At 63.1% G+C, this 22,985-nt stretch carries 19 protein-coding genes and 2 pseudogenes; 9 read left to right on the top strand and 12 right to left on the bottom strand.

The features are described 5' to 3' along the window. Positions 1 to 563: 563 nt before the first annotated feature. Both WDM24_RS17280 and WDM24_RS17275 read right to left on the bottom strand, forming a co-directional pair. Positions 564 to 4,628, bottom strand: coding sequence for a hypothetical protein (locus WDM24_RS17280; protein ID WP_338831867.1), 4,065 nt, complete (start codon positions 4,626 to 4,628; stop codon positions 564 to 566). 27 nt (positions 4,629 to 4,655) lie between these two features. Further along, positions 4,656 to 4,799: pseudogene (locus WDM24_RS17275) on the bottom strand (hypothetical protein); the annotation flags it as partial. Between the two features lie 283 nt (positions 4,800 to 5,082). On the opposite strand from WDM24_RS17275, the gene WDM24_RS17270 reads away from it, so the two are divergent. After that, positions 5,083 to 7,371, top strand: a complete 2,289-nt coding sequence (locus tag WDM24_RS17270) for a calcium-binding protein (RefSeq protein ID WP_338831866.1) — start codon at positions 5,083 to 5,085, stop codon at positions 7,369 to 7,371. A 294-nt stretch (positions 7,372 to 7,665) separates the two neighbouring features. Then, the gene (locus tag WDM24_RS17265) at positions 7,666 to 7,902 is read left to right on the top strand and encodes a hypothetical protein (RefSeq protein ID WP_338831864.1); all 237 of its coding nucleotides are present in this window, start codon (positions 7,666 to 7,668) and stop codon (positions 7,900 to 7,902) included. Between the two features lie 179 nt (positions 7,903 to 8,081). Here WDM24_RS17265 and guaA read toward each other — a convergent pair whose 3' ends face one another. Then, a complete protein-coding gene (guaA, locus tag WDM24_RS17260; RefSeq protein ID WP_338831863.1) occupies positions 8,082 to 9,680 on the bottom strand; it encodes a glutamine-hydrolyzing GMP synthase in 1,599 nt (532 codons plus the stop codon). 138 nt (positions 9,681 to 9,818) lie between these two features. Between guaA and WDM24_RS17255 the strand changes: the two genes are divergently transcribed. Further along, positions 9,819 to 10,190, top strand: a complete 372-nt coding sequence (locus WDM24_RS17255; RefSeq protein WP_338831862.1) for a nuclear transport factor 2 family protein — start codon at positions 9,819 to 9,821, stop codon at positions 10,188 to 10,190. 189 nt (positions 10,191 to 10,379) lie between these two features. After that, positions 10,380 to 10,712, top strand: a complete 333-nt coding sequence (locus WDM24_RS17250; protein ID WP_166296492.1) for a DHCW motif cupin fold protein — start codon at positions 10,380 to 10,382, stop codon at positions 10,710 to 10,712. 205 nt (positions 10,713 to 10,917) lie between these two features. On the opposite strand, the gene WDM24_RS17245 is transcribed toward WDM24_RS17250, so the two are convergent. Then, on the bottom strand, positions 10,918 to 11,370 hold the full coding sequence (locus WDM24_RS17245; RefSeq protein ID WP_166296494.1) for a winged helix-turn-helix transcriptional regulator: 453 nt from the start codon (positions 11,368 to 11,370) through the stop codon (positions 10,918 to 10,920). A 116-nt stretch (positions 11,371 to 11,486) separates the two neighbouring features. Here WDM24_RS17245 and WDM24_RS17240 point away from each other — a divergent pair, with 116 nt between their 5' ends. Continuing rightward, positions 11,487 to 12,758 carry an MFS transporter gene (locus tag WDM24_RS17240; protein ID WP_338831861.1) on the top strand — a complete coding sequence of 424 codons (1,272 nt, stop codon included), beginning with the start codon at positions 11,487 to 11,489 and terminating at the stop codon, positions 12,756 to 12,758. Between the two features lie 100 nt (positions 12,759 to 12,858). On the opposite strand, the gene WDM24_RS17235 is transcribed toward WDM24_RS17240, so the two are convergent. Next, a complete protein-coding gene (locus WDM24_RS17235; RefSeq protein ID WP_338831860.1) occupies positions 12,859 to 14,166 on the bottom strand; it encodes an RsmB/NOP family class I SAM-dependent RNA methyltransferase in 1,308 nt (435 codons plus the stop codon). Positions 14,167 to 14,188: 22 nt separating this feature from the next. Then, on the bottom strand, positions 14,189 to 14,611 hold the full coding sequence (locus WDM24_RS17230) for an MAPEG family protein (protein ID WP_029078704.1): 423 nt from the start codon (positions 14,609 to 14,611) through the stop codon (positions 14,189 to 14,191). 149 nt (positions 14,612 to 14,760) lie between these two features. Here WDM24_RS17230 and WDM24_RS17225 point away from each other — a divergent pair, with 149 nt between their 5' ends. Continuing rightward, on the top strand, positions 14,761 to 15,207 hold the full coding sequence (locus WDM24_RS17225) for a hypothetical protein (protein ID WP_338831859.1): 447 nt from the start codon (positions 14,761 to 14,763) through the stop codon (positions 15,205 to 15,207). Positions 15,208 to 15,275: 68 nt separating this feature from the next. Here the strand turns inward: WDM24_RS17225 and WDM24_RS17220 are convergent, their stop codons facing one another. Beyond that, positions 15,276 to 16,481, bottom strand: a complete 1,206-nt coding sequence (locus WDM24_RS17220; RefSeq protein WP_338831858.1) for a serine hydrolase — start codon at positions 16,479 to 16,481, stop codon at positions 15,276 to 15,278. A 219-nt stretch (positions 16,482 to 16,700) separates the two neighbouring features. Here WDM24_RS17220 and WDM24_RS17215 point away from each other — a divergent pair. Both WDM24_RS17215 and WDM24_RS17210 read left to right on the top strand, forming a co-directional pair. Then, a pseudogene (locus tag WDM24_RS17215) lies at positions 16,701 to 16,805 on the top strand (IS5/IS1182 family transposase); the annotation flags it as partial. A 135-nt stretch (positions 16,806 to 16,940) separates the two neighbouring features. Continuing rightward, on the top strand, positions 16,941 to 17,780 hold the full coding sequence (locus WDM24_RS17210) for a metallophosphoesterase (protein WP_338831857.1): 840 nt from the start codon (positions 16,941 to 16,943) through the stop codon (positions 17,778 to 17,780). A 6-nt stretch (positions 17,781 to 17,786) separates the two neighbouring features. On the opposite strand, the gene WDM24_RS17205 is transcribed toward WDM24_RS17210, so the two are convergent. Next, the gene (locus WDM24_RS17205; RefSeq protein WP_166296512.1) at positions 17,787 to 18,050 is read right to left on the bottom strand and encodes a hypothetical protein; all 264 of its coding nucleotides are present in this window, start codon (positions 18,048 to 18,050) and stop codon (positions 17,787 to 17,789) included. A gap of 144 nt (positions 18,051 to 18,194) precedes the next feature. Next, the gene (locus WDM24_RS17200) at positions 18,195 to 19,217 is read right to left on the bottom strand and encodes an NADP-dependent oxidoreductase (RefSeq protein WP_338831856.1); all 1,023 of its coding nucleotides are present in this window, start codon (positions 19,215 to 19,217) and stop codon (positions 18,195 to 18,197) included. A gap of 255 nt (positions 19,218 to 19,472) precedes the next feature. Here WDM24_RS17200 and WDM24_RS17195 point away from each other — a divergent pair, with 255 nt between their 5' ends. After that, the gene (locus WDM24_RS17195; protein WP_176422115.1) at positions 19,473 to 19,676 is read left to right on the top strand and encodes a hypothetical protein; all 204 of its coding nucleotides are present in this window, start codon (positions 19,473 to 19,475) and stop codon (positions 19,674 to 19,676) included. Between the two features lie 273 nt (positions 19,677 to 19,949). Here WDM24_RS17195 and guaB read toward each other — a convergent pair whose 3' ends face one another. From guaB to WDM24_RS17180, 3 genes are all read right to left on the bottom strand, one after another. Continuing rightward, the gene (gene guaB / locus WDM24_RS17190) at positions 19,950 to 21,440 is read right to left on the bottom strand and encodes an IMP dehydrogenase (protein ID WP_166306884.1); all 1,491 of its coding nucleotides are present in this window, start codon (positions 21,438 to 21,440) and stop codon (positions 19,950 to 19,952) included. Positions 21,441 to 21,639: 199 nt separating this feature from the next. Beyond that, positions 21,640 to 21,891: a hypothetical protein gene (locus WDM24_RS17185; RefSeq protein WP_018271177.1), complete on the bottom strand. Its 252-nt coding sequence runs from the start codon at positions 21,889 to 21,891 to the stop codon at positions 21,640 to 21,642. A 226-nt stretch (positions 21,892 to 22,117) separates the two neighbouring features. Next, positions 22,118 to 22,843, bottom strand: a complete 726-nt coding sequence (locus WDM24_RS17180) for a hypothetical protein (RefSeq protein ID WP_338831855.1) — start codon at positions 22,841 to 22,843, stop codon at positions 22,118 to 22,120. Between the last annotated feature and the right edge of the window lie 142 nt (positions 22,844 to 22,985).

Here is a 22,985-nt window from a genome sequence, read left to right as displayed (position 1 = left end):
GGCCCCGTGCAAAAAGTAGAAAGCACGGGGGTAGGACCACAGGTGTAACCGGAAACATCCCGGCCTTCCCTGCGCGATGGTTGTGCGGCTTATTTCGTGCTCTCCCCGGCGAGACCAGGCTTTTTTGTCACCGCCTTCGCAGGACGCTTCGCATCCTGCTTGGGGACACCGGCCACTAGGGCGTCAGGACCACACGACTTCACCGTCCGCCTTGCGTGCTCTCGTCAGTCACACGCTCCGCGTCCACCGCATCCCACACCGCGCTCGTGACGATCGCGAAACGCCCCTCGATCGGGTGGGACGCACAGATTGAACATCTGAGTTGGGTCAAACGCCAAGCGGAATATTTTCTTATCGCGGGATTGACAGGTTTTGCTGAGTTGCCCGTCGGGGTGATTTGTCGCAGGCCAGGGAGCGGGATTTGATTTGCGTAGGGGCAAATCAGTCGCGTGGCCGAGCGAACAATTCGCAAGCCGAACGGGGTCACGACATAATGAACAAAAAGCTGGTGCCCATGACCTAGCGCACCTTATTCGGCCCGGCTCGAACCCTCGACCCCGCAACTACCTCTGCGCCGCACCTTGGTTCACATAGTCAACGGGCTCGCGTACCGGCTCCGCGATGCGGTGCACGATTGCGCGCAACTCATCTGAAAGCCTGCCACGCACCGCGTGCTCGGAAGCCAATACGACGTTGGCAAGCTTTGCGAGTTCTGTCGTCCCCTTGTCGAATGCCGCAAGCACAAACGCCGCCGTAGCGGAAGGATTGCGCATGGAGAAGGTCCGCTCAGCGATGATCTCTCGCCACAAAATCCGGAAGTAACCGAGCACTGGCTTTGCTACGATTTCGCCCAGAGTGTGCCCAGCTAGAATTTGTACGATGACAACCGTAGCTCCAAAGGCTTCAGTTGCAGTGAACACGAAATTGGGATTGAGCATCTGACTCACCACCTCGGTGGTTGCCTCGACAAGATCGCCGGCGCTAGTGCGTGGGCTGTCGATAAACTCGAACAGCGACGCTGCAACCACACTCATACCATCAGTCCGTCGGCACAGCGCCTGAAATGCATCATATAGATCACGGCGCCCCTGTGACGCCATCGATAATACGAAGACAACCGTCGCCGTGCGTACAGCGTCTTGAACTGCAATTTCCTGCCATTGTTTGCCTGCGATCGGTCGAACAACCCCGCTTGGCATGTTCAGAATATCTTCGGGTTTGCGATCCCGAAGCAATCTGCCAACGTAATTAGCCGCGCTGGCGTAGTTCCGTACGGCATCCAAAAATCCTTCGATATTCAAGCCACGGGTGGCAGCTCGCAGCACGCTCCCCGCGAGAGATACTTCCATTGGGAGAAGCCCATTGCCGTTCTTGGTGCGCTTTCGCAATTCGACTAGGGCCACCGTGCTGTTAGACACATCGGCTTCCAGCTCCGCCAGTTCGTACCAAACCAACTGCCTTTGGGGCAGAGGTCGCGCCTGCAACTCTGGCGGCGGATCGGGATTGCTGCACATCCCAATGACCATAGCTTGACGCACTAACGGCCAGTCCGCTCGAGCGCCGCGCATCCACAATATGGCGGTGAGCAGAACCAGAACACAGTAATGTTCCTTTAGCCCTTTGGACGGGTCGATGCGCTCAGCCTCGCCGAGCGCGCGAATCATGAGCATGATAGCTTCGTCAACATCGCCGGTCTGATAGGTAAGTATCGCGCAATCGCCGGAGAGACCGGCCTTCATGGGTAACATATGGTCGAATGAGGATGCCAAGGCTTGCCACGCTCGTTCGAAGAACGTCCGAGTGCGTTTCAATTCGCCAATTTCAGCGGCGCTGCGCCCGGCCTCACGCAGTGCGAATGCAGAATCTATTAGGCTCGCCCTGTCCAAAGACCTAGCGAAGATTTCGAACTCAGCTAGCGCCCGCTCGTGTTGTCCGTTGCGATAGTAAACTTTCTGACGCTGCCGGTTGACGCGATAATCGTCTGGATATTCGGCCTGCGCGTCCGCCAGAACACTCAAGGCCGCCTGTTCATCGTGCGCATACTCATCAAGTATCACCGCATGCGCGCAGGCCAATTCGACGGCGATGTCTCGACTGCTCCAGCTCCTCACTTTGACCCGCAAGCGCGCGAGCATTTCTGCCGCAGTTTTGGCGTCGAAGTCGGGCCGCTCGACGTCAGCTAGCCATGCCGAAGCGACGATGTGTGCGGTGCTTTGCAGCATAGACGTGGCCGCAGAAAGATATTGGTCGCGTCTCTGCACCGGCAGCTGGTCCATCGCATCAATCAGCTGGGCGAGTTCGTCTAGGCTGGTTAGGGCAGTGGCTCGCAGAACGAAGAGCTCCTCCTCGTGGGAAGTGGTCATTACCAATCCGGTGAGAGGATTCTGTTGCGGCGACCGCTTTCGCAACAGACCACCTGGTATTTCACTCAACGCATGCAGCATCCCGAGCCAACGCAGCGGGGGAAGAGACAGGCCCCGCTCTATTAGCGCGCTGCACAGCAGCATCGAGTGCATATGGGTCTTGAACTCGGGGTCCAAATTTGCTGCCTCAGCAAGCGCAATATCCAGGACCTTACCTGCGGCCGCAAAGTCGTTCAGCGAACACGCCACCAAAAGCTGCGCATAACGCAGCATGCACGAGATGTGGAGATTCTCAGGAAAAAGTGGTTTGCCCGCGTCGCTGCCGGCCAACACGAAAATTGATACTTCTTCCGCAAGGCGGCTGAATAGCTCTTTGTTGCGATATGCGTTGCTGATTAACATGGCCGAGAACAACCCAAGCCCCTGCACATGCCGCAGGCCAAAGGCTAAGATGAAGACCTGCATGAGTTGATCAGCAGGAAACGGGCGCTCATCGAGTAGATGGCGCAGCACAGCACCACGCACGACTTGCTTGAGCGGGTGCCCCAATGCCGCTTCGCCGCTGTCGCGAAGAAGCTGCGAGATGCGAAAGCGTTCAGGCCCCGCATGCTCAATCCATGGGCCAATGAGTGCGTCAAACACAAGCCCTGCTTGAGCAAGCTGCGGCGTTGCAGACGCGGCAGCAATTGCCATTGCGCGATCGAAATTACTAGTAAGCAATGAGAGCCGAAAGAGCATCTCTCGCGACCCTTCATCCATCTCTTGAAGTAGTCGGACGCGAACGGCTTGGCGCTCCATTTCAACATCACTTCTTCGACCAGAGCGGGGCAAGATGTCCGCAAGGCGATCGTCTCTCCATCCTCGCTGCCGCAATCCCATAATTCGCGCATCGACAAGCTGCGGGTGGCCGCCGGTGGACACGAGAATCAACCGCGACCATGAGGAGGCGTCGCCACCAGCGTGGGTGACGATCTCAGCGATATCCGATTCAGTGAGGTGGGGAACGGCCTTGACCGATCCAGGTCTGACTCCAATGCTGCTCCTCACGGTCGGTGCCGGCGGTTTAGTGCTGGTAACAATCAAAAGGCCGTCGACATCTGAAACTGCGCGGGCAACGCGACGCAACGCTAGAATGGTAGCATTATCGATGTCGGGTGGCAGATCGTCGAGAATGAGGCCGCGCCCAACATTGGCCGCGAACGTAGTCGCAAGACGTGTCAGGGCCATACGCAAAGCGTTCGCCTCAAGGTCGCGCAAATCGGCGAACAGCCAAGGCGCGTTCTGTCGCCGCGCAATGAGAAGCGCCAAGGTCGTTTTGCCAACACCGCTGCTGCCTTGGAGCCAGAGGACGCCGTCGGCTACAAGGGCTCCATGGCGTTCACCAACGATATCGCTACGAAGTGCGGCCCGCGGCGGAAGCGGAATGCTGGCCGCATCGCTTACATTCAACCCAGACGGCGTAAGAACCTCGGTGGCGCCCGGAATCGGCAAGCCGGTGCGCAACAGAGACGGCGGGACCAGCCGGAAAGTATTCCGCTCGAATACTGTCGCCATGTCTGCAGCGGTGACATAGCGGTCCGTCGCCGGACGACGCACGCAGCGTAGAAGCTCGACTACCAGAGCACTCAAAGCGTTGCGTGAATCCTGTGCGCCCACACCGCGATGTTGACCATAGAGGACAAGACGATCCTCGAGATCGCGTTCCAATTCGTCGGCCGAGGGCGCGGCCGTATACCAATGTATAGGTCGTAGAATACGGTTGCGAATATCATCCGGCGTTGCAGTCTCGAGGAAAGCCTTCAGGCCAGCTGGTAGATCGAGACTAATGAGTGCTGTGCGTAACGGTTCGACATCAGCTTGTTCACGGGCACCGATGCGCCAATATGTAAGGCCGGCTACGCTGTTTGGAAAGGACAATCCTTTTTCCTTGCCGATCCCACTGGTTGTGAGAAATGCCGAAGAAACCGTCTTGCCCGGATTGGCTTCTTGAAACGTCCATAGCGCGGTGATGAGAGCGACTACCCCTCTTGAACGCAGAGTCACGCTTGCACGAGTGCGCTTCACCTGTGTCATTGACAGCGCGGTGCGGGAGTTGATGGCAAAATCTTCGGCCATCTCGACAAACAGCTGCTCGCCGTCTTTGAGCGACATCCACGCCGACACCGTCTGATAGAGCTGATAGCCGAAACCAGCGATCGCGTCTGTTGCTTGCCGCGTCAGCTCGTCGTCGGGGACAACGATCGAGTCGCGCTGGTCACTATCCATGCGTCCGCGATCTCATTGGTGCGATGCTTATCCGTTACGCGTCACGTCGTACACCACGCGGTTGACGCCCTTCACCTCGTTGATGATGCGCGTAGCGGTCTCGCTTAAGAACTTCATGTCGAACAGGTAGACGTCCACTGTCACGCCGTCGGTCGCGGTAACGGCGCGCTTACGACGTAGGTGCGGCCGTCGTCGACACACGCCCATGATTCATTGTAGCTGCTTAGGCCGGAACGCCTAGAGCCGACAGCCGCCGACGTCCGCCCTTCCCCCAAAGAAATGCACGAGCCGCGCGTCATACGTGACGCCGAGCACCGCGCCCCCGGCGTCATTCACCACGTCCTTGGGATATCCAATGTTACCACTGGACTTAATCGCGACAATTTGACACACTGAACTATATTCCTGAAGAATCTCGGCTTTTTCGAACTTTGACATACTACGGGGGCATATTATGGCGACCTGGACAGCCTTTTCCGGGACTGCGAACGCGTCCTGGGCATTCGACGGCCTCGGCAGCATTGACTCGGTGCACTCCACCTCGACCCGGCTGATTTTCAACAACGGCGACGGCACGCTTACGTATCTGAACGGAACCGGCCTGACCGTTTCGAACGACCCGACATGGACGACGCTGACCTCCGTCGATCATGTTGCGGCGGACGGCACCACGGTGCTCGAAAGCATCACCAACATCACGCTCGGATACCAGGCCGGACATTTCTTCACCGGCATCCTCGCAGGTAACGACAGCATCGTCGGCTCGTCCGGGGTCGATCATATCTGGGGCCACGCGGGCGACGACACCATCACCGGCGGCGGCGGTGCGGATTTTCTGAACGGCGGCGGCGGCAACGACGTCTTCATCCTCGCGGCGGGTGACTTTGCGGCGGGCGAGCAGATCGGCGATAACGGCGCGGGCATCATCGATCTCGAGAATGCCGGGAGCGTCGACTTCAGCACCGGCGGGTTTTCCGGAATCAGCACTGTAAAGTTCGACAGCGGCGTCTCGAGCGCCACCTTCGACTCCGGGCAAGGGGTGCAGGCCGGTTACCTCCAGATCAATACCTTCATCGGCAGTGCGCAGGCCGACTCCGTCACTTTCAAGAATGCCTCCAGCGATTTCTCGCATCTGACCTTCACGTCGTGGACCCCCGGCGTCGATACGATCAACATCATCACCGGCAACGGCAATTTTGGTTCACTGATCGGAACCAATCAAAACGACACCATTACCCTGAACGGCGGGGGCAACGTTCAGGGCGGCGCCGGCGACGACACCTTCATCTATAACGCCTCCAGCGCTGGCGGAGACCTCGACGGCGGCGCCGGCAACGACACGATCGAACTCGAATCCGCCAACATCACCTATGGCGATGGCCGCCTCACCAATGTCGAAAATCTGGTGTTCCTGAGCGGCAACTCCACCATCACCTTTATGGGCAATACGCAGGTCACGGCGGTTCCGACTATCGTCGGCAGCGCCGGTATCGACAAGATCGTCATCAACAGCAGCCAGGTCGATCTGTCGGGCGTGTCCTTCCAGTCATGGACCGCGGGGGTCGACAGCATCACGATCAACGTCAGTTTTGTCGCCACTCCCGTGATTGGATCGAGCCAGGCCGACATCATCAACGGCAGCGCCGGTGCGGATTCGATCAGCGCCGGCGACGGCAATGACACTATTACCGGTGGCAATGGTAACGACACTATCGACGGCGGCGCTGGAGATGACACCGCGGTGTTCTCCGGCAATCGAAGCAGCTACACGATCAGCAAATCGGGCGGCCAGATCCTGGTGTCGGGCACCAATGTCGTGACGCTGACCAACGTCGAACATCTGCAGTTTGCGGATATGACGGTGAACGTCAGCGACCTGCCGATTAACAGCACCGGGACCGCCGGTAACGATTTGATGTATGGCGGCAGCGGCAACGATACGCTGAGCGGCCTTGCCGGCAACGACGTTCTGGTCAGCCTCGCCGGCGACGACGTCAACTATGGCGGCGACGGCAACGATTACATCTATGCGGGCGCCGGCAATGACGTGCTGTTCGGCGGCAATGGCCTGGACGTGCTCCTCGGCGAAGCCGGTAACGACAGCATCTACGGCGGCGCCGGTTTCAACTATCTGTTCGGCGGTGACGGCAACGACATTCTGGTCGGATCGGGCGGCACGGCAGGCTCCGACGTCAACGTCATGTATGGCGGCAACGGGGGCGATGACCTCTACGGAGGCCTGGGGACGAATTACTTCTACGGCGGCACCGGCGTCGACACCATGTTCGGCGGTTCGGGCGAAAACATCTTCATCTCGTCAGGCGAGACCGACGGCAACTATATCTACGGCGGTTCGGGCCAGAACTACGTCTATGGCTCCAATGGGGGCGATACGGTCACCGGCGGCAGCGGCGTCGACGTGTTCCTGATGGGGAGCGGCGCAGACGTCATCAGCGGCGGCGGCGGGATCGACTACGCCTGGGGCGGCGGCGGCTCGGACACATTCATGATCAACGACACGACGTTGGGGTCTATGGTGATCCAGGACTTCAACGCAGGTGGCGTCAATGACGTCGTGAACTTCGCCGGCACATCGCTGCATTCGTTTGCCGACGTGCAGGCCGCGGAGTTCTATGTGCCTGGCACCAACACCACGATCATCACCGATGCCGCCGGCAGCGCGGCCTGGCTGGTCGGATGGGCGCCGGGGCAACTGGACGCGAGCATGTTCAGGCTCACATAGCTCGCGGCGGCGGGTTTGCGATCGCGTAGCCCGCCTTCACGCGCTTCACGCGAAGACGTGATGGATTACGCTTCGTTCATCCAGGATGCGGACGATGGCCAGCAAACCAATGATGGTTGTCGCTTTGAGCCGCGCACGGAACTCCGTCTCTCAAATACAGCGGCGACCGATCGCGTTGCTCACGCAGCGTTGAGCCGGCGTGAGCAAGGATTGCGTTCAAATGCGCCCTCTCCGCGCACATCTATCTGACGAGGCCAGACTCCTTGGCCCATAAAACCAAAACGGAGAAACTCAATGACCAACGTCAAACTGTTGTCGGCTGCTTTCATCGCGGTTGCCATGATCGCGTCACCGGCGATGGCGCGTGAGACCCACGCCGTTTCCCGGCACGTCGCGGAGGCCGGTGTCGCCGCGCCCAACGAACCTGTCTATGTTGACGGTCGCGCATGCATTCCGGCGCCGCGCGTCGGTGCATTCGCCACTGCGCCCTGGACCGGCGACAACGTCCCCTGCGAGCCGGGTCCGTATTGATCGCGCCGCGCGCATCGATCGGTCGAGCTGGCCCCAGCTGTTCAACCGGCGCGACGCGCCACCGCGACGTATAACGAAATGCCGAGACAATCGGGCTGGTGGCAATGCCAGAGCTCGATTGTCTCGGGAGAAGGCAGGAGCACAGGAAGGCACGGCCGCTGTTCAACCGCCGACGCCCCCTACTCCCACTCAATCGTCCCCGGCGGCTTCGACGTCACGTCGTACACCACGCGGTTGACGCCCTTCACCTCGTTGATGATGCGCGTCGCGGTCTCGGCCAGGAACTTCATGTCGAACTGATAGAAGTCCGCGGTCATGCCGTCGGTCGAGGTGACGGCGCGGAGGCCGACGACGTATTCGTAGGTGCGGCCGTCGCCCATCACGCCGACGGTCTTGACCGGCAGCAGCACCGCAAAGGCCTGCCAGATCGCGTCATAGAGGCCGTGCTTGCGGATCTGGTCGATATAGACGGCGTCCGCGTTACGCAGGATGTCGAGCTTCTCCCGGGTGATGTCGCCGGGGCAGCGGATGGCGAGGCCGGGGCCCGGGAACGGGTGGCGGCCGACGAAGACTTCGGGCAGGCCGAGTTCGCGGCCGAGCACGCGCACCTCGTCCTTGAACAGCTCGCGCAACGGCTCGACCAGCTTCATGTTCATGCGATCAGGAAGGCCGCCGACATTGTGGTGCGACTTGATGGTCACCGACGGCCCGCCGGTGAAGGAGACGCTCTCGATCACGTCGGGGTAAAGCGTGCCCTGCGCCAGGAATTCGGCGCCACCGATCTTCTTGGCCTCCGCCTCGAACACGTCGATGAACAGGCGCCCGATGGTCTTGCGCTTTACTTCCGGATCGGTGACGCCAACGAGCTCGCCCAGAAACTCTTTCGACGCGTCCACATGGACCAGCGGGATGTTGTAGTGGTTGCGGAACAGGTCGACGACGGTTTTTGCCTCGTCGAGCCGCAGCAGGCCGTGATCGACGAACACGCAGGTCAGCTGGTCGCCGATCGCCTCGTGGATCAGCACCGCGGCAACGGCGGAATCGACGCCGCCGGACAGGCCGCAGATCACCTTGCCCTTGCCGACCTGGGCGCGGATCTTCTCGATCGCCTCCTCGCGGAACGCGCGCATGGTCCAGTCGCCGGTGAGCCCTGCGACCTTGCGGACGAAGTTGCGCAACAGCTTGGCGCCGTCGGGCGTGTGCACCACCTCGGGATGGAACATCAGCCCGTAGTACTTCCGCTTCTCGTCCTGGATGATCGCGAACGGCGCGTTCGGCGAGACGCCGGCCACCGAGAACCCGGGCGGCATTTTGGTGATGCGGTCGCCATGGCTCATCCACACCTGATGCTTTTCGCCGTGGGCCCAGACGCCGTCGAACAAACAACTATCCGTCTTGACCTCGACATCGGCGCGGCCGAACTCGCGGTGGTGCCCGCCCTCGACCTCGCCGCCGAGCTGGGCGGCCAGGGTCATCTGGCCGTAGCAGATGCCGAGCACGGGAACACCGGACTCGAAGATCAGCTGCGGGGCGCGCGGCGAGCCGGTCTCGTGAACTGACTCCGGGCCGCCGGAGAGGATCACCGCCTTCGGCTTCATCTCCTTGAAGGCGGCCTCCGCCTTCTGGAACGGCACGATCTCGGAATAGACCCCCATCTCGCGGACGCGGCGGGCGATCAGTTGCGTCACCTGACTGCCGAAATCGACAATCAGAATCTTGTCATGCGCCGAGGCCACGGTGGGCGTCGACGGTTCGCGGGCTGTGTGCTGGGCTGTCATGGCAAGCAGATACGCGACACCGCCCGCCCCCGCAACCGCGCTGCGCGGGGCGCCCACATTCTTCTTTGGGCACGGACAAATCGGTATGGGTCAGTATCATTGACCTAATTTGGCCAAAAGGAATGCTGGAGGGAACCCATGCCAGATTTCCATGACCCGTCCCGCCTCACAGCCCTCGGCCACGACTGGATCGCCGCCTGGAACGCGCGCGATCTCGAGCGCGTGCTGGCGATGTATGCGGAAGATACCGAGATGACCTCGGACCGGATTCCGGCGCTCGGCTTCGGCGCGTCAGGCACGGTGCGCGGCAAGGCGAGCTTGCGCGCCTATTGGAGCGCCGCGCTCGCAAAACTGCCCGAGCTGCATTTCGAGCTGATCGACCTCTATGTCTCGCCCGACAGCGTGGTCGTGTTCTACCAGAACGAACGCGGCAACAAGATCTGCGAATATCTGCGGCTCGATGCTGACGGCAAGATCAGGCAGGGTTCGGCGAACCATCTGGTGCATTAAGATGCCGCTGAGTCTACCGTCACCCTGAGGTGCTCGCGAAGCGAGCCTCGAAGGGCGACGGCCCGGCTCCATCCCCATCCTTCGAGGCTCGCTCCGCTCGCACCTCCAGCGACAACGGCTTCGCCGTTGCGCGGGGACGCCGGTGTTTGGGGATGCAGAGCCGGCGAGCTGAAAATCAGGACCACCCGCATGAAAATCCCGACCCTGCCCTTCACCATCACCGACTGGAGCCAGCTCGAGCCTACGGTGCATCCCGGCGAGACCGGGCAAGCGCTGTGGCGCACGCTCGATATCGGCGATCTGCGGGTGCGGATGGTGGAATATTCCCCCGGCTACCTCGCCGATCACTGGTGCGACCGCGGCCATGTGCTCTACGTCGTCACGGGCGAGCTAGACACGGAGCTGCGCGACGGCCGCCGGTTCACGCTGAAACCGGGCATGAGCTACCAGGTCTCCGATTTCGGCGACGCCGCGCACCGCTCGTCGACAACGACCGGCGCGACGCTGTTCATCGTGGATTGAAGGCCGCTGAGCGCCGGCGCGCGGCGACCCTACTCTCTCCCGTCACCCTGAGGAGGTCGCGAAGCGACCGTCTCGAAGGGCGACAGCCCGGCTCTCTCCCCATCCTTCGAGGCTCGCCGATCGTTGCTGACGCATCGCTCGGCGCGCACCTCAGGATGACGGCGGAGTGCGGGGATATCGACGACGTTGGCAGTTGCGCACCACATCACCGCCTGCGCGCCGCGACCTTCCTCACCTTTGTATCCGACCAGCTCAGCGCCTTGCCGCTCTTCGACGGCAACACGAGCTGCCCGACCGCCTGCCCGGCCTGGTCCAGCAGCACCGAATGCGGCTCGCCGCGCGCGTAGAGATGCGCCTCGCCCCATTGCCGCAAGGAGACCACGATCGGAAACAGATCGTGCCCCCGCTTGGTCAGCACATATTCCAGGTAGGCGCTGCCGTCGGAGGCCGCGACCTGCTCGAGCACGCCGGTTTCAACCAGCTTGCGCAGCCGCGCCGTCAGCATGCCCTTGGCGATGCCGAGATTCTTCTGGAAGTCGCCGAACCGGCGCAACCCGTCGAACGCATCGCGCACGATCAACAGCGACCACCAGTCGCCAATCGCATCCAGCGCACGGGCCACCGGGCAGTCCGCTTTCGCAAATCCGGTCCGCTGCATCGCGTTCAGCCTCTCCTCGATCACTTTCCCGAAACTGGTCTTAAAATAGGACTAGACAGCGCCCGGCGCAACTGGTCTCATCATAAGACCAGATTGCGAACTGCAGCGGAGGCATGATGACGAACAGGACCATGGCGGAGGCCCGACCGGCCCAGGAAGCCGCGAACGAGGCCGGCAACGCGACAACAGGCCCGCTGTCGCCCGCGATCGTCCTGCTGTTTGCCGTCGCCTGCGGGCTGAGCGTCGCCAACATCTACTCCGCGCAGCCGCTGCTCGACACCATGGCGCAGGATCTCGGCATTACCCCCGCCGCGATCGGCATCGTCGTGACGCTGACCCAGATCGGCCTCGCCGTCGGGTTGATGCTGATCGTGCCGCTCGGCGACCTCTGGGACCGCCGCCGGCTGATCGTCGGTCAGGTGATGCTGTCCGCGGTCGCCCTCACCGTCGTCGGCATGGCGCCGAACGCAATCGTGCTGTTCATCGGCATGGCGCTGGTCGGACTGCTCGCCGTCGTCATCCAGGTGATCGTCGCCTACGCCGCGACGCTCGCAACGCCGGCCGAACGCGGCCAGACCATCGGGACCATCCAGAGCGGCGTCGTCTCGGGCATTCTGCTCGCCCGCTTTGCCTCAGGCGCGCTGGCCGACATCGGAGGATGGCGTCTGGTCTACCTGACTTCGGCCGTGCTGATGCTGGTGATGGCGGCGTTGCTCGCACGTGCGCTGCCGCGACGGCAGCCGCAGCCGCTCGCCGGATCGTCCTATGCCAAGCTGCTGCGCTCGACCGCAGCCCTGGTCGTCCAGGAGCCGGTGCTGCGCGAACGCGCGGTGTTCGCGCTGTTGATCTTCGCAAGCTTCAGCGCGTTCTGGAGCTCGGTCGTGTTGCCGCTCGCTTCTCCCCCGCTGTCGCTGTCGCACACCACGATCGGCATGCTCGGCATTGCCGGGCTCGCCGGCGCGCTGGCGGCGCGCAATTCGGGCCGCCTCGCCGATCGCGGCTGGGCGCAGCGCACCACCGGATTGTCGCTGATGCTGATGCTCGCCGGCTGGATCCCGATCGCCTGCCTTCACTCTTCGCTATGGCTGGTGCTCGCCGGCGTGGTCATGATCGATTTCGCGGTGCAGGCGGTGCATGTCACCAATCAGAGCCTGATCGTGGCGACGCGCCCCGACGCATCGAGCCGCCTGATCGGCGCCTACATGGTGTTCTATTCGATCGGCTCAGGCCTCGGCGCGATCGGCTCGACCATCGTCTACGCGGCGGCCGGCTGGCTCGGGGTCTGCGTGCTCGGTGCCGCGATCAGCGCCTGCGCGCTGCTGTACTGGGTCGTTGTGGTGAGCAAGACGCCGATGCCGGCGGGCGTGTGTTCGGTATCGTCACCCTGAGGAGCGCGCCCATGCGCGCGTCTCGAAGGGCGACGGCCCGGCTCCATCCTCATCCTTCGAGGCCCACCGAGCGTTGCTGGCGCACCGCTCGGCGTGCACCTCAGGATGACGCCTGGCGTTTGAGGATGCTGACGAAAAATCCGTCCGTACCGGTGCGGCGCGGCGTCATCAGCCAGCCCTCCGCCGATTGCAGCGCGGCCTCCGCAAAAGCCTCGGCCTTGTCCCACAGCACCGAGGCGGTCTGCTCCGGCGGCTGCACCGAGAACTCCGGATGCCGCGCGATGAAGGCCCTGACCTGCTCGCCGTTCTCCTCTGATAACACCGAGCAGGTGATGTAGGCGATGCGGCCGCCGCCCTTCACCAGCGGCGCGGCGCGCTCCAGCACCTCGGCCTGGTCCTTCAGCCGCACCTCGAGCGCGCCCGGGCGCATGCGCCATTTGGCGTCGGGATTGCGGCGCCAGGTGCCGGTGCCGGTGCACGGCGCGTCGATCAGCACGAGGTCGGCGGACGCCTTGATATCGGACAGCACCTCTTCCTCGCCGCGCGGCGTGCGGACGTCGCAATTGTGCACGCCGGCGCGCGACAGCCGCTCATGGATCGGCACGAGCTGGCGCTTATCGCTGTCCGTCGCGATCAGCCGGCCCTTGCCTTGCATCATCGCGGCGAGTGCCAGCGTCTTGCCGCCGGCGCCGGCGCAGAGATCGATCACCTGCTCGCCGGGCTTTGCGGCCGACAGCAGCGCGGCGAGCTGCGAGCCCTCGTCCTGCACCTCGATCGCGCCCTTGATGAAATCCTCCTCGGCATGGATGCCGGGATTGCGCGCGTCGGCGCCGAGCTCGATGCGCAGGCCGAGCGGCGACCACGGCGTCTCCTTCGCGCCCAAATGATGCAATCGCGGCAGCATCTTCTCGCGCTTGCCCTTGAGCGTGTTGACGCGCAAATCGAGCGGCGCGCGGCTCGCCATCGCGGTCGCTTCCGTGGCGCGGTCGTCGCCGAACACCTTTGCCAGATAGGGATCGAGCCATTCCGGATAATCGCCCGCGACCGGCGCCGGCGCATCCTTCAGCGAGCGCGAGGCCAGCGCGGCCTCCTCGGTCGCGGTCAGCGCGTCAGGCGCAAAGCGTCCGCCGTCGCACAGCGCAGCGATCGTGGCGACATCCATGCCGCGTTCGAGCTTGAGCATGCCGATCACCCGCGCGCGGGCGCTGTCATCCTCCATCAGCCAGGCCGCGGAGGATTGCCGGCGCAGCACGTCCCAGATCAGGCCGGAGATCGCGGCGCGATCGCCGGAGCCGGCATAGCGGTGCGCGGTGCCCCATTCCTTCAGCGCTTTCGCCGCGGGAATGCGCTGTGCGTCGATGGTGGCGATCAGCTCGATCGCGGCGGAAAGCCGGGCAGCGGGGGTCATTGGTCTCTTTCGGTTGGGCGCGTCAGATCAGCAGCAGCAGTTTGAGCGCGAAATACAGCCACATCGCCGCCAGCACCAGCACGCCGGCGAACCAGGCGAGCGAGCGCGGCCGCACGTCGTTGGAGGTGACGAACACCCCGGCATGGGCAAAGCGCGTGACCACGAATACCCAGGACATCAGCACGATGAACAAATCGGCACGGCGCAACGGCAGCGCAATGGCGATCAGGACATAGAACAGCACCGGAAGCTCGAACTGGTTGGCAAAGCAATTGCCGAACTTGGTGGCGCCGGCCGGCCAGTTCGGCTCACGCAGCGCGATGTCCTTGATCCTGGTCTCGCCGCTCGTCAGCGCCCTGGTGCGCGTCGTCGCCATCGCGAACAGGAGTGCGAAGGTGAGCCCAATCTGGATGAAGACCGGTAACAGAACCATTTGAACTGACATCAGAATCTCCCTCAGCGCCCGGCCGTCCTCTTAGCCGCCAACCCCGCCCGGCGCAATCAAGCAGCTGTGGAGCCCGTTGAACCATCATCCGAGCCTGGATGACCAACTCTCAGGAGTTACGACGGTTTCAGCCCCTCATGGATGACGCGATGAGCATCATCTCCCGGATTTTCGACGGCGCGGCCCAGGCGGCCCAAGCGACCGAAACTCTCGGCGATATCACCACGCCCCTGCTACAGGCGATCGATCCGCCCACCGGCTGGTTCGACGACGCCGCCGATGGCGGGCTCGGCATGGTGATGTCGGGGCTCGCAGGCGTCGCCGCGGCGCTCTTGGTCGCAATCCTGCTCTCGATCTATTTCCGCAGCGGCTATCGCTCGACGCGCGACATGGTCAGGCATGGGCTCGCCGCGGCGCTGGTGCTGACCCTGATCGGCGTTGCCGTCTACGATGTCAGGCGCGATGCGCTCGCTTATTTCGGGCTCACCGCGACACCATCAGTCACGGGGACCAATCTGCCCGACACCGGATTGCTCGGACGCGGCGTCACTCCACCTGCTCCACCACCGCCCTCGATCAAGCAGCTGGCGATCTAGGGTCCGTATTCATGAAGTCGGCTGCTGCGAGTCGGTCAGGCTAGCGAGGGGAGTCGCCGCGCCGGGGCCTACGACGCTGGCTCCGTTCGCAGCGCGCTTACCGCAGCTCTGATCATCGCGATGTTTTCGACCGCGGCGTCGCTGTCGCGAGGCTGACGCCACGCGCTCTGAAGTACAATGACCACCTGCTCGGTCGGATTGACGAAGATGAACTGGCCGAAGGCGCCATTCGCCGCAAAGGCACCGTTGTTGACGCCGCCCTGCAAGGGCGGCACCGCCCACCAGTGATAGCCGTATCCCGCCGGTGAACCGGGCATGAGCCGGCCGAAGCCAGTGGGCGCGCTGTCGGGCTGTCCGGCGAGATCGCGCCAGCCGGGCGGCAGCACCCGTCGGCCACTGAACGCTTCGCCATCCTCCAGCACCAGCTGGCCGAAGCGGCCGAAGTCGCGCAGGCGCGCACTGACGCCAAACCCGGCGAGTTCCATGCCTCCTTCAGACTCAAGTTGCCAATACCCGTCGGCCTCCATGCCGGCAGGTCCCCAGATCTTCTCAGCGCAGTAGTCGGCCAAGGGCCGGCCCGTAGCGGCCACGACCAGCGCGCCGATCAGGCAGCTCTCGCCGGTCGAATAGTTGAAGACGACGCCCTGCGGATGAGCACGCGGCAGTTTGCACAGGAGGTCCAGGACGGACCCTGGCCGCCGGCTCACCATGGCCTTGCCGAGGCGATAGTCCTCTGAGCGTCCGTCTGCATCGTTTTCCTCGCGCCAGGCCACACCGGAGCACATCCGCAGGAGATTACGAATCGTGACGCCCTCGTAGGCCGAGCCGCGCAGCCGCGGCAGGTATTGCTCGCAGCGATCGTCAAGGCTGCCGATCGCGCCATCGTGGAGCGCAGCCCCGACGAGCGTCGCGGTGATCGACTTCGCGGTCGACATGCTGGCCCACCGGCTCTCCGGGCCGTTGCCCATGCCGTAGCGCTCCAGCGCAATCTCGCCGCGCTTCAGGATCAGCAGCCCAGCCGTGCGGCGGCGGGCCATATAGTCGCTGAGGCCGACGCGCACCCCGCCCACCTCGAACGTCAGGTCCGCGAGCGAACGGGCGTGCGGTGGCAGTGGCCGCACTGCGTCGCCGCGCCGGATGACGCGGTGCGGCCCGACCTGGTCCTGGTTGCGGAAGGTCGGCGCCTGGTTTTCCGGTGTTGTGTTCGTGATATCCGGAGCCACCCGCGCCGGATCGGTGTCATCAGCGGCATTCGTCGGTGTAGGATTGGCCATGAACACCCCCTCGTTCGTTGAGACGACGCCAAATCGCCCGGGAACGGCGCGTTTGCAAAGCAAATCAAGTTGGTTTGACGTGGTCTTGTCCCGCTGGCATGCTGACGGCCGACCGTTGGGGAGACATAGCCCCGTCAGGGGATGAATGTCCGCTCAGGGTCACGAACGACAAAACTCAGAGTGAGCATAACGCGTCCGCTTTCGGGCGCATCGCGACCAAAGCGGGTTGCGACGCGCTATGACAAGCCCGCCGTCAACTACCTTGCCTTCGTTCAACTCGCATCGATCAGGCTATGGCTGCGCGCCAATGAGTCCGCGTCCTAGCTCGCGCGGCCGGCCCGCGCCCAATTATCGAACAAGTCTTCAAACGAGACATCAAACAGAGCATCGAATAAGTCATTGAAATCGTCATCGTTCCGACTTCGCGCCGGCCTATGATCGGTGCGAAAGGATCGATGCATGCCCCAATTTCGCCTGACACAGATCTCCGACACCCATCTCGCGCGCCGCCACAAACTGCTCATCGACAACTTTCATCGGGTCAGTGAGCACATCGACGCGACGCGTCCCGACCTCATGCTCAACTCCGGCGACGTCTCGTTCGACGGGCCGAACAGCCGCGACGATCTGGTGTTCGCCAAACAACTGCACACCGCGCTGCCGGTCGACTGCCTCTATCTGCCCGGCAATCACGACATCGGCGACAACCCGACCGCGGTCGGCGCGGTGCCGGCGCAACTGCCGAGCGAAGCGACCTGCGACGCCTTCACCTCGGTGGTCGGCGAGGACCGCTGGCATTTCGACGCCGCCGGCTGGTGCTTCATCGGCCTCAACTCGCTGATCATGAACACCGGCCTCGACCGCGAGGCCGAGCAGTTCGACTGGCTCGCCACAGCACTCGACAAGGCGGTCGGCAAGCCGGTCGCGCTGTTCCTGCACAAGCCGCTCTATCTCGACGTGCCCTACGATACCGAGCGCGAGGCGACCTCGTTCCGCTACGTGCCGCAACCGGCGCGGCGGCGCCTGATCGAGATGTTCGGCAAGGTCGACTGGCGCCTGGTCGGCAGCGGCCATGTGCACCAGCGCCGCGACTACACATTCGAGCACGTCAGACATGTCTGGGCGCCCTCGGTCGGCTTCACCGTCCCCGACGCCAAGCAGGAGTGGATCGGCGTCAAGGAAGTTGGTTTCGTCGAGTACCGTTTCCAGCCCGACAGTTTCGAGGTCCGCCACGTCAGGGCCAAGGGCCAGGTCGATGTCGACCTGGACATGCTGCTCGGCAAAGAGCCGGTGGCCTGAGAGGCGTCAGCTCCGCGCCGCGTCGTGCAGGTCCTGCTTGATGACGGTGAGCAGCGCCTGCAGCGAGTCCTTGCTCGGCTGCGGTGCGGCCTGCACCACGGGCCGTGCGCGCGGCAGCGGCGGCATCTGGCGCCGCGGCGGCTCGGCGTCCTCCTCCTGCTCCACGAACTTTCCATGCAAGACGTCGTCGCGCCGGCCCATGACGAACATCGTCGCCCAATAGCCGACTGCGAGGAGAATGACCCCGGAAACAATAAGCTCAAAAACCATGGCTACACTCTGAAATATAGCCATATTGTTTCAATTGCTCCGGTTCCCAGTCAAGCGAATGGGGGCCAAAAAGCCCCCAAAAGCCCGTCATAGTGGCGTTTTTGACACTTTATTGCGCGGATTGGGAGGTGAAAGCCCCCCGGTTCACGCTCTGTCCGGCCCGACCCGGACCAGCTGCTTGCCGAAATTGGCGCCCTTGAGCAGGCCCATGAAGGCTTCCGGCGCGCTGTCCAGCCCCTCGGTCACGAACTCCTTGTACTTGACCTTGCCCTCGCGCACCCATTGCGACATGTCGCGCAGGAAGTCGCCGTGCATGGCGGCGAAGTCGCTGACGATGAAGCCGCGGAAGGTCAGCCGCTTGGTCAGGATGTTGCGCATCATCGCGCCGGCCCATTTCGGTGCGTGCGCCTCGGTGTCGTTGTAGTGCGCGATCAGGCCGCACACCGGGATCCGCGCGAACGCGTTGAGGAGCGGAAACACTGCGTCGAACACCGCGCCGCCGACATTCTCGAAATAGACGTCGATGCCCTTCGGGCAGGCTTCCTTGAGCTTGGCCGCAAGGTTGGGATCGCGGTGGTCGAGGCACTCGTCGAAGCCGAGCTCGTTCTTGACGTAGACGCATTTGTCCTTGCCGCCCGCGATGCCGATCGCGTGCGCGCCCTTGATCCTGGCGATCTGGCCGACCGCCGAGCCGACCGCGCCGGACGCGGCCGCAACCACCACAGTCTCGCCCGCCTGCGGCTTGCCGATCTCGAGCAGGCCGGTATAGGCGGTCATGCCGGGCATGCCGAGCACACCGACGGCGGTCGAGATCGGCGCGATCTTCGGATCGATCTTGGCGAGACCCTTGCCGTCGGACAGCACATGCGTCTGCCAGCCCGCGCGCGACAGCACGATGTCGCCCTTGGCAAAGGCGGGATTGTTCGAGGCGACGACTTCGCTGACCGTGCCGCCCTCCATCACGCCACCGACCGGCACCGGTGCGGCATAGGACGGACCGTCGGCCATGCGGCCGCGCATATAGGGATCGAGCGACAACCAGATGGTGCGCAGCAGCACCTCGCCTGCGCCCGGCACCGGCGGCGTGTAGTCCTCGAGCCTGAAATTGGCCGGCGTGGGCTCGCCATGCGGACGCGAGGCAAGAACGATGCGCTTTCCTTGGGACATGCTGATTTCCTCTTGAGGTGATTGGTTCGTGGCGGACACGTAGTCACGCAATCCAGCTCCCCGCAAGGGAGATGGATTTGCTCTTTCACCCGCACTTGTTTGAAATTCTGTTTGAAATGACGGCCGTCATTTCGAGACGATGCGCCCGCCCGGCATCGGCATTCGTGGTGGAGCAGATTTGAGGGGCATTGGAACCTTACGGCTGCCTGACAATTAGACTCTGCGTTCCGGGCAGGAACCGAAAAGGGAAAATGCATGGGACAACTCCGACACCGCGTAAAGCACGACCTGTCGCTCGAAGAGAGACTGACGATTGAAGCCGAAGAGTTGCGCGCGCGGGCCGGGAAGATGCCGCACGGTGTCGAGCGCGAAGCCCTGATCCGAAGGGCTCGGCAGCGTGAAGCCGCGGCGTACATGACAGACTGGTTGACCTCACCCGGATTGCAGTCACCGACCTGATGCCGGATGCCAAACCCGAAAGCGGAAGAGTACCGACTCCAAGCCGAAGAAGCCGAGGCAAAGGCAGCAAGCGTGCACGACCATGCCGCCCGAGAGATTTACTTGGAGCTGGCTCGCCATCTGCGTGAGATGGCAAAACAAGCCGAACGAAATGGATGGTAAGGCCGCCTCAGTTGACGGCAGCCCCGTTTGTGGCGCTCGCGCCATCATGCTGCGCAATTGCGTGTCTGCGGTCTGGTCCTTCGGACCATCCCGGAATGACGTACGAGGCGCTTACACCCCGCCCGGATAGTTCGGGGCTTCGCGGGTGATCGTGACGTCGTGGACGTGGCTCTCGCGCAGGCCCGCACCGGTGATGCGGACGAACTCGGCCTTGTCGTGGAAGTCGGCAATATTCTTGGCACCGACATAGCCCATCGCGGCGCGCAGGCCGCCGGCGAGCTGATGCATGACATTGCCGACCGGGCCCTTGTAGGGCACCTGGCCCTCGATGCCTTCAGGCACGAGCTTCAACGTGTCCTTGATGTCCTGCTGGAAGTAGCGGTCGGCCGAGCCGCGCGCCATCGCGCCGACCGAGCCCATGCCGCGATAGGCTTTGTAGGAGCGGCCTTGCCACAGGAAGACTTCGCCGGGCGTCTCGTCGGTGCCGGCGAGCAGCGAGCCGACCATCGCGATGTCGGCACCGGCGGCGAGCGCCTTGGCGAGGTCGCCGGAATATTTGATGCCGCCATCGGCGATCACGGGAATGTCGGCCTTCTTCGCCGCCGCCACCGCGTCCATGATCGCGGTGAGCTGCGGCACGCCGACGCCGGCCACGATGCGCGTGGTGCAGATCGAGCCCGGGCCGATGCCGACCTTGATGCAGTCGGCACCCGCGTCGATCAGCGCCTGCGCGCCGCCTTCGGTGGCGACGTTGCCGGCGACGACCTGCACCGCATTGGAGAGCCGCTTGATGCGGTTGACGGCGTTGAGCACATGCCGCGAGTGGCCGTGCGCGGTGTCGACCACGACGACGTCGACGCCGGCATCGATCAGCCGCTCGGTGCGCTCATATCCGGTCTCGCCGACCGTGGTGGCGGCGGCGACACGCAGCCGGCCCTGCGCGTCCTTGCAGGCGAGCGGATGGGCGACCGCCTTTTCCATGTCCTTGACGGTGATCAAGCCGACGCAGCGATATTGATCGTCGACGACAACGAGCTTCTCGATGCGGTGCTGATGCAGCATCCGCTTGGCCTCGTCCTGGCTGACACCCTCGCGCACCGTGACGAGGTTTTCGTGCGTCATCAGCTCCGAAACCTTCTGCCGCGGATCGGTTGCGAAGCGCACGTCGCGGTTGGTCAGGATGCCGACCAGCTTGCCGGGCAAATTCTTGGCCGCACCGGTCACGACCGGGATGCCGGAGATGCCGTGGTCCTTCATCAGCGAGAGCGCATCCGACAGCGTGGCGTCGGGACCGATGGTGAGCGGATTGACCACCATGCCGGATTCGAATTTCTTGACCTGCCGCACCTGGGCGGCCTGGCCTTCGGGGTCGAAATTGCGATGGATGACGCCGAGGCCGCCGGCCTGCGCCATTGCGATCGCCATCCGCGCCTCGGTGACGGTGTCCATTGCGGACGCCATGATCGGGATGTTGAGCTGGATCGCGCGGGTGACGCGCGAACGAATGTCGGCCTCCGAGGGAAGGATGTCCGAAAGGCCGGGCTTCAGAAGCACATCGTCGAACGTGTAGGCTTCGCGGATAGCCTGAAATCCCGTGGCCATTGCCAACTCCTTATCTGCGGCATCCGCCGCAATGGTCTTACGGATGAACGCCGTCTGCGGCGACGCTTGCTGCGTCACCGTCGAATCGGAGCCCATCGATGGGGTTGACGCGGGTCGATAGCATGGCGGGATGACGAATCAAAGCGTTTGCCAGCCATGCACAGGCTTTTTAAGGCGCCCGGCAGCTTACGGCGCCAATTCAGGGGGCCCGGTAACCCGGCGGCGGCCCGTGCCGGCGGATCGCCTCGACCATCTCGCGGTGGCGGCGGTCCTCCCGCTTCATATGCACCGCGATCACCGCATGGGCCGACGGCACCAGCAGCAACACGTGGAAAAACAGCCCGAAAACCGCGCAAAACACGATCAGGACCAGGTTGAAGATGGCCGAAAACGGCTGTCCGTTCAGGAGCAGCCCGATCGGCGGCAGCAGAGCGGCAAGGACGTAGATCACGGCAGACCTCAAACGCTGGCGGATGCATACCAGCGTCAGGCAGGATTTAGGGCGTTTGGCCGGTTCCGCAATAGCGCCGCCGGAGGCAGGATGAATGGCCCCCTCGCCCCGCCTTTTTCAACTGAACCTTCAACTGAACCACTAGGATTATTATCAGACCTTGATCGGATCGACGTGATCGCGCGCCTCATGCGCAATCAGTTCGCGTATCAGGCACTGTCGCATTTCACTTCGAACCGGACGGTCCGGTGATCGTACTTTGAGAAGCGGGCGGACTGGGCAACGGTGCTACGGGATCGGGCGAAACATATTGTGGTGGCTTCGGGTCGCTGGACATTCGTTGCGGCACGGGATGTTGCGCGAGACATTCGTGCGATAGGGGCAGGCAGGAGTTGGTCTTGATCTCCCGCGCACGCATGAGGCCACAACGAGCGGCGGCAGCACCGCATAGATACGCCCGCGCGCACTCCATGTAGGATTCGCTCTGCGCCACATCGGTTAACGGTAACTCGCAGTTTGGAGCAAACGACTCGCCCGCGTGCTTCCAGCGCGGATCGAGCGGATCGATGTATGCAAACAGTTCCGGAGCGGATGCTCGTGTGAGGTAAACATCATCCACCGTACTTTTGTCCGTACCTTCCATATCGGTGAGCGATCGAATGAGCCGAGAGTCTTTCAGGCAGATGGCCGCATTCCGCTTGAAGTTTTCGAGCATGTTTTCGAAGTAGGCTGTGCAAGACGACGTATCCGTACCGGAACTGGTAGCTCGCTGCCCCGCGGACATTGGATTGCCGGACGTGAGATTACCGGAAGTGGCCGCCGTAACTGGCGGCGTCGACGGGGCGGGCCGATTATCCGGATCATCGGATTGCCCCGATCTGATGCGTCCCAATTCATCGACGATGGTACCGGCCAGAGACGCCGGATCTTCGGACGAATGCGATTCCGTCATCGGGGCTGCGGCTGGATGCTTAGCGGCTTCTTGAGCAGGAGCCACAGCAAACCTTCGGCGGTCTGTCTGACACTTAACTTGTGACGTCGGAGCGCCGGGCAGTCCGGTGATATCACTGCAGGACTGAGAATTCCCGCCTTGA

Origin of the sequence: Bradyrhizobium sp. 27S5 (assembly GCF_037217225.1) — a bacterium.
Taxonomy (GTDB): domain Bacteria; phylum Pseudomonadota; class Alphaproteobacteria; order Rhizobiales; family Xanthobacteraceae; genus Bradyrhizobium; species Bradyrhizobium septentrionale.
This window is presented reverse-complemented; position numbering and strand designations above follow the sequence as displayed.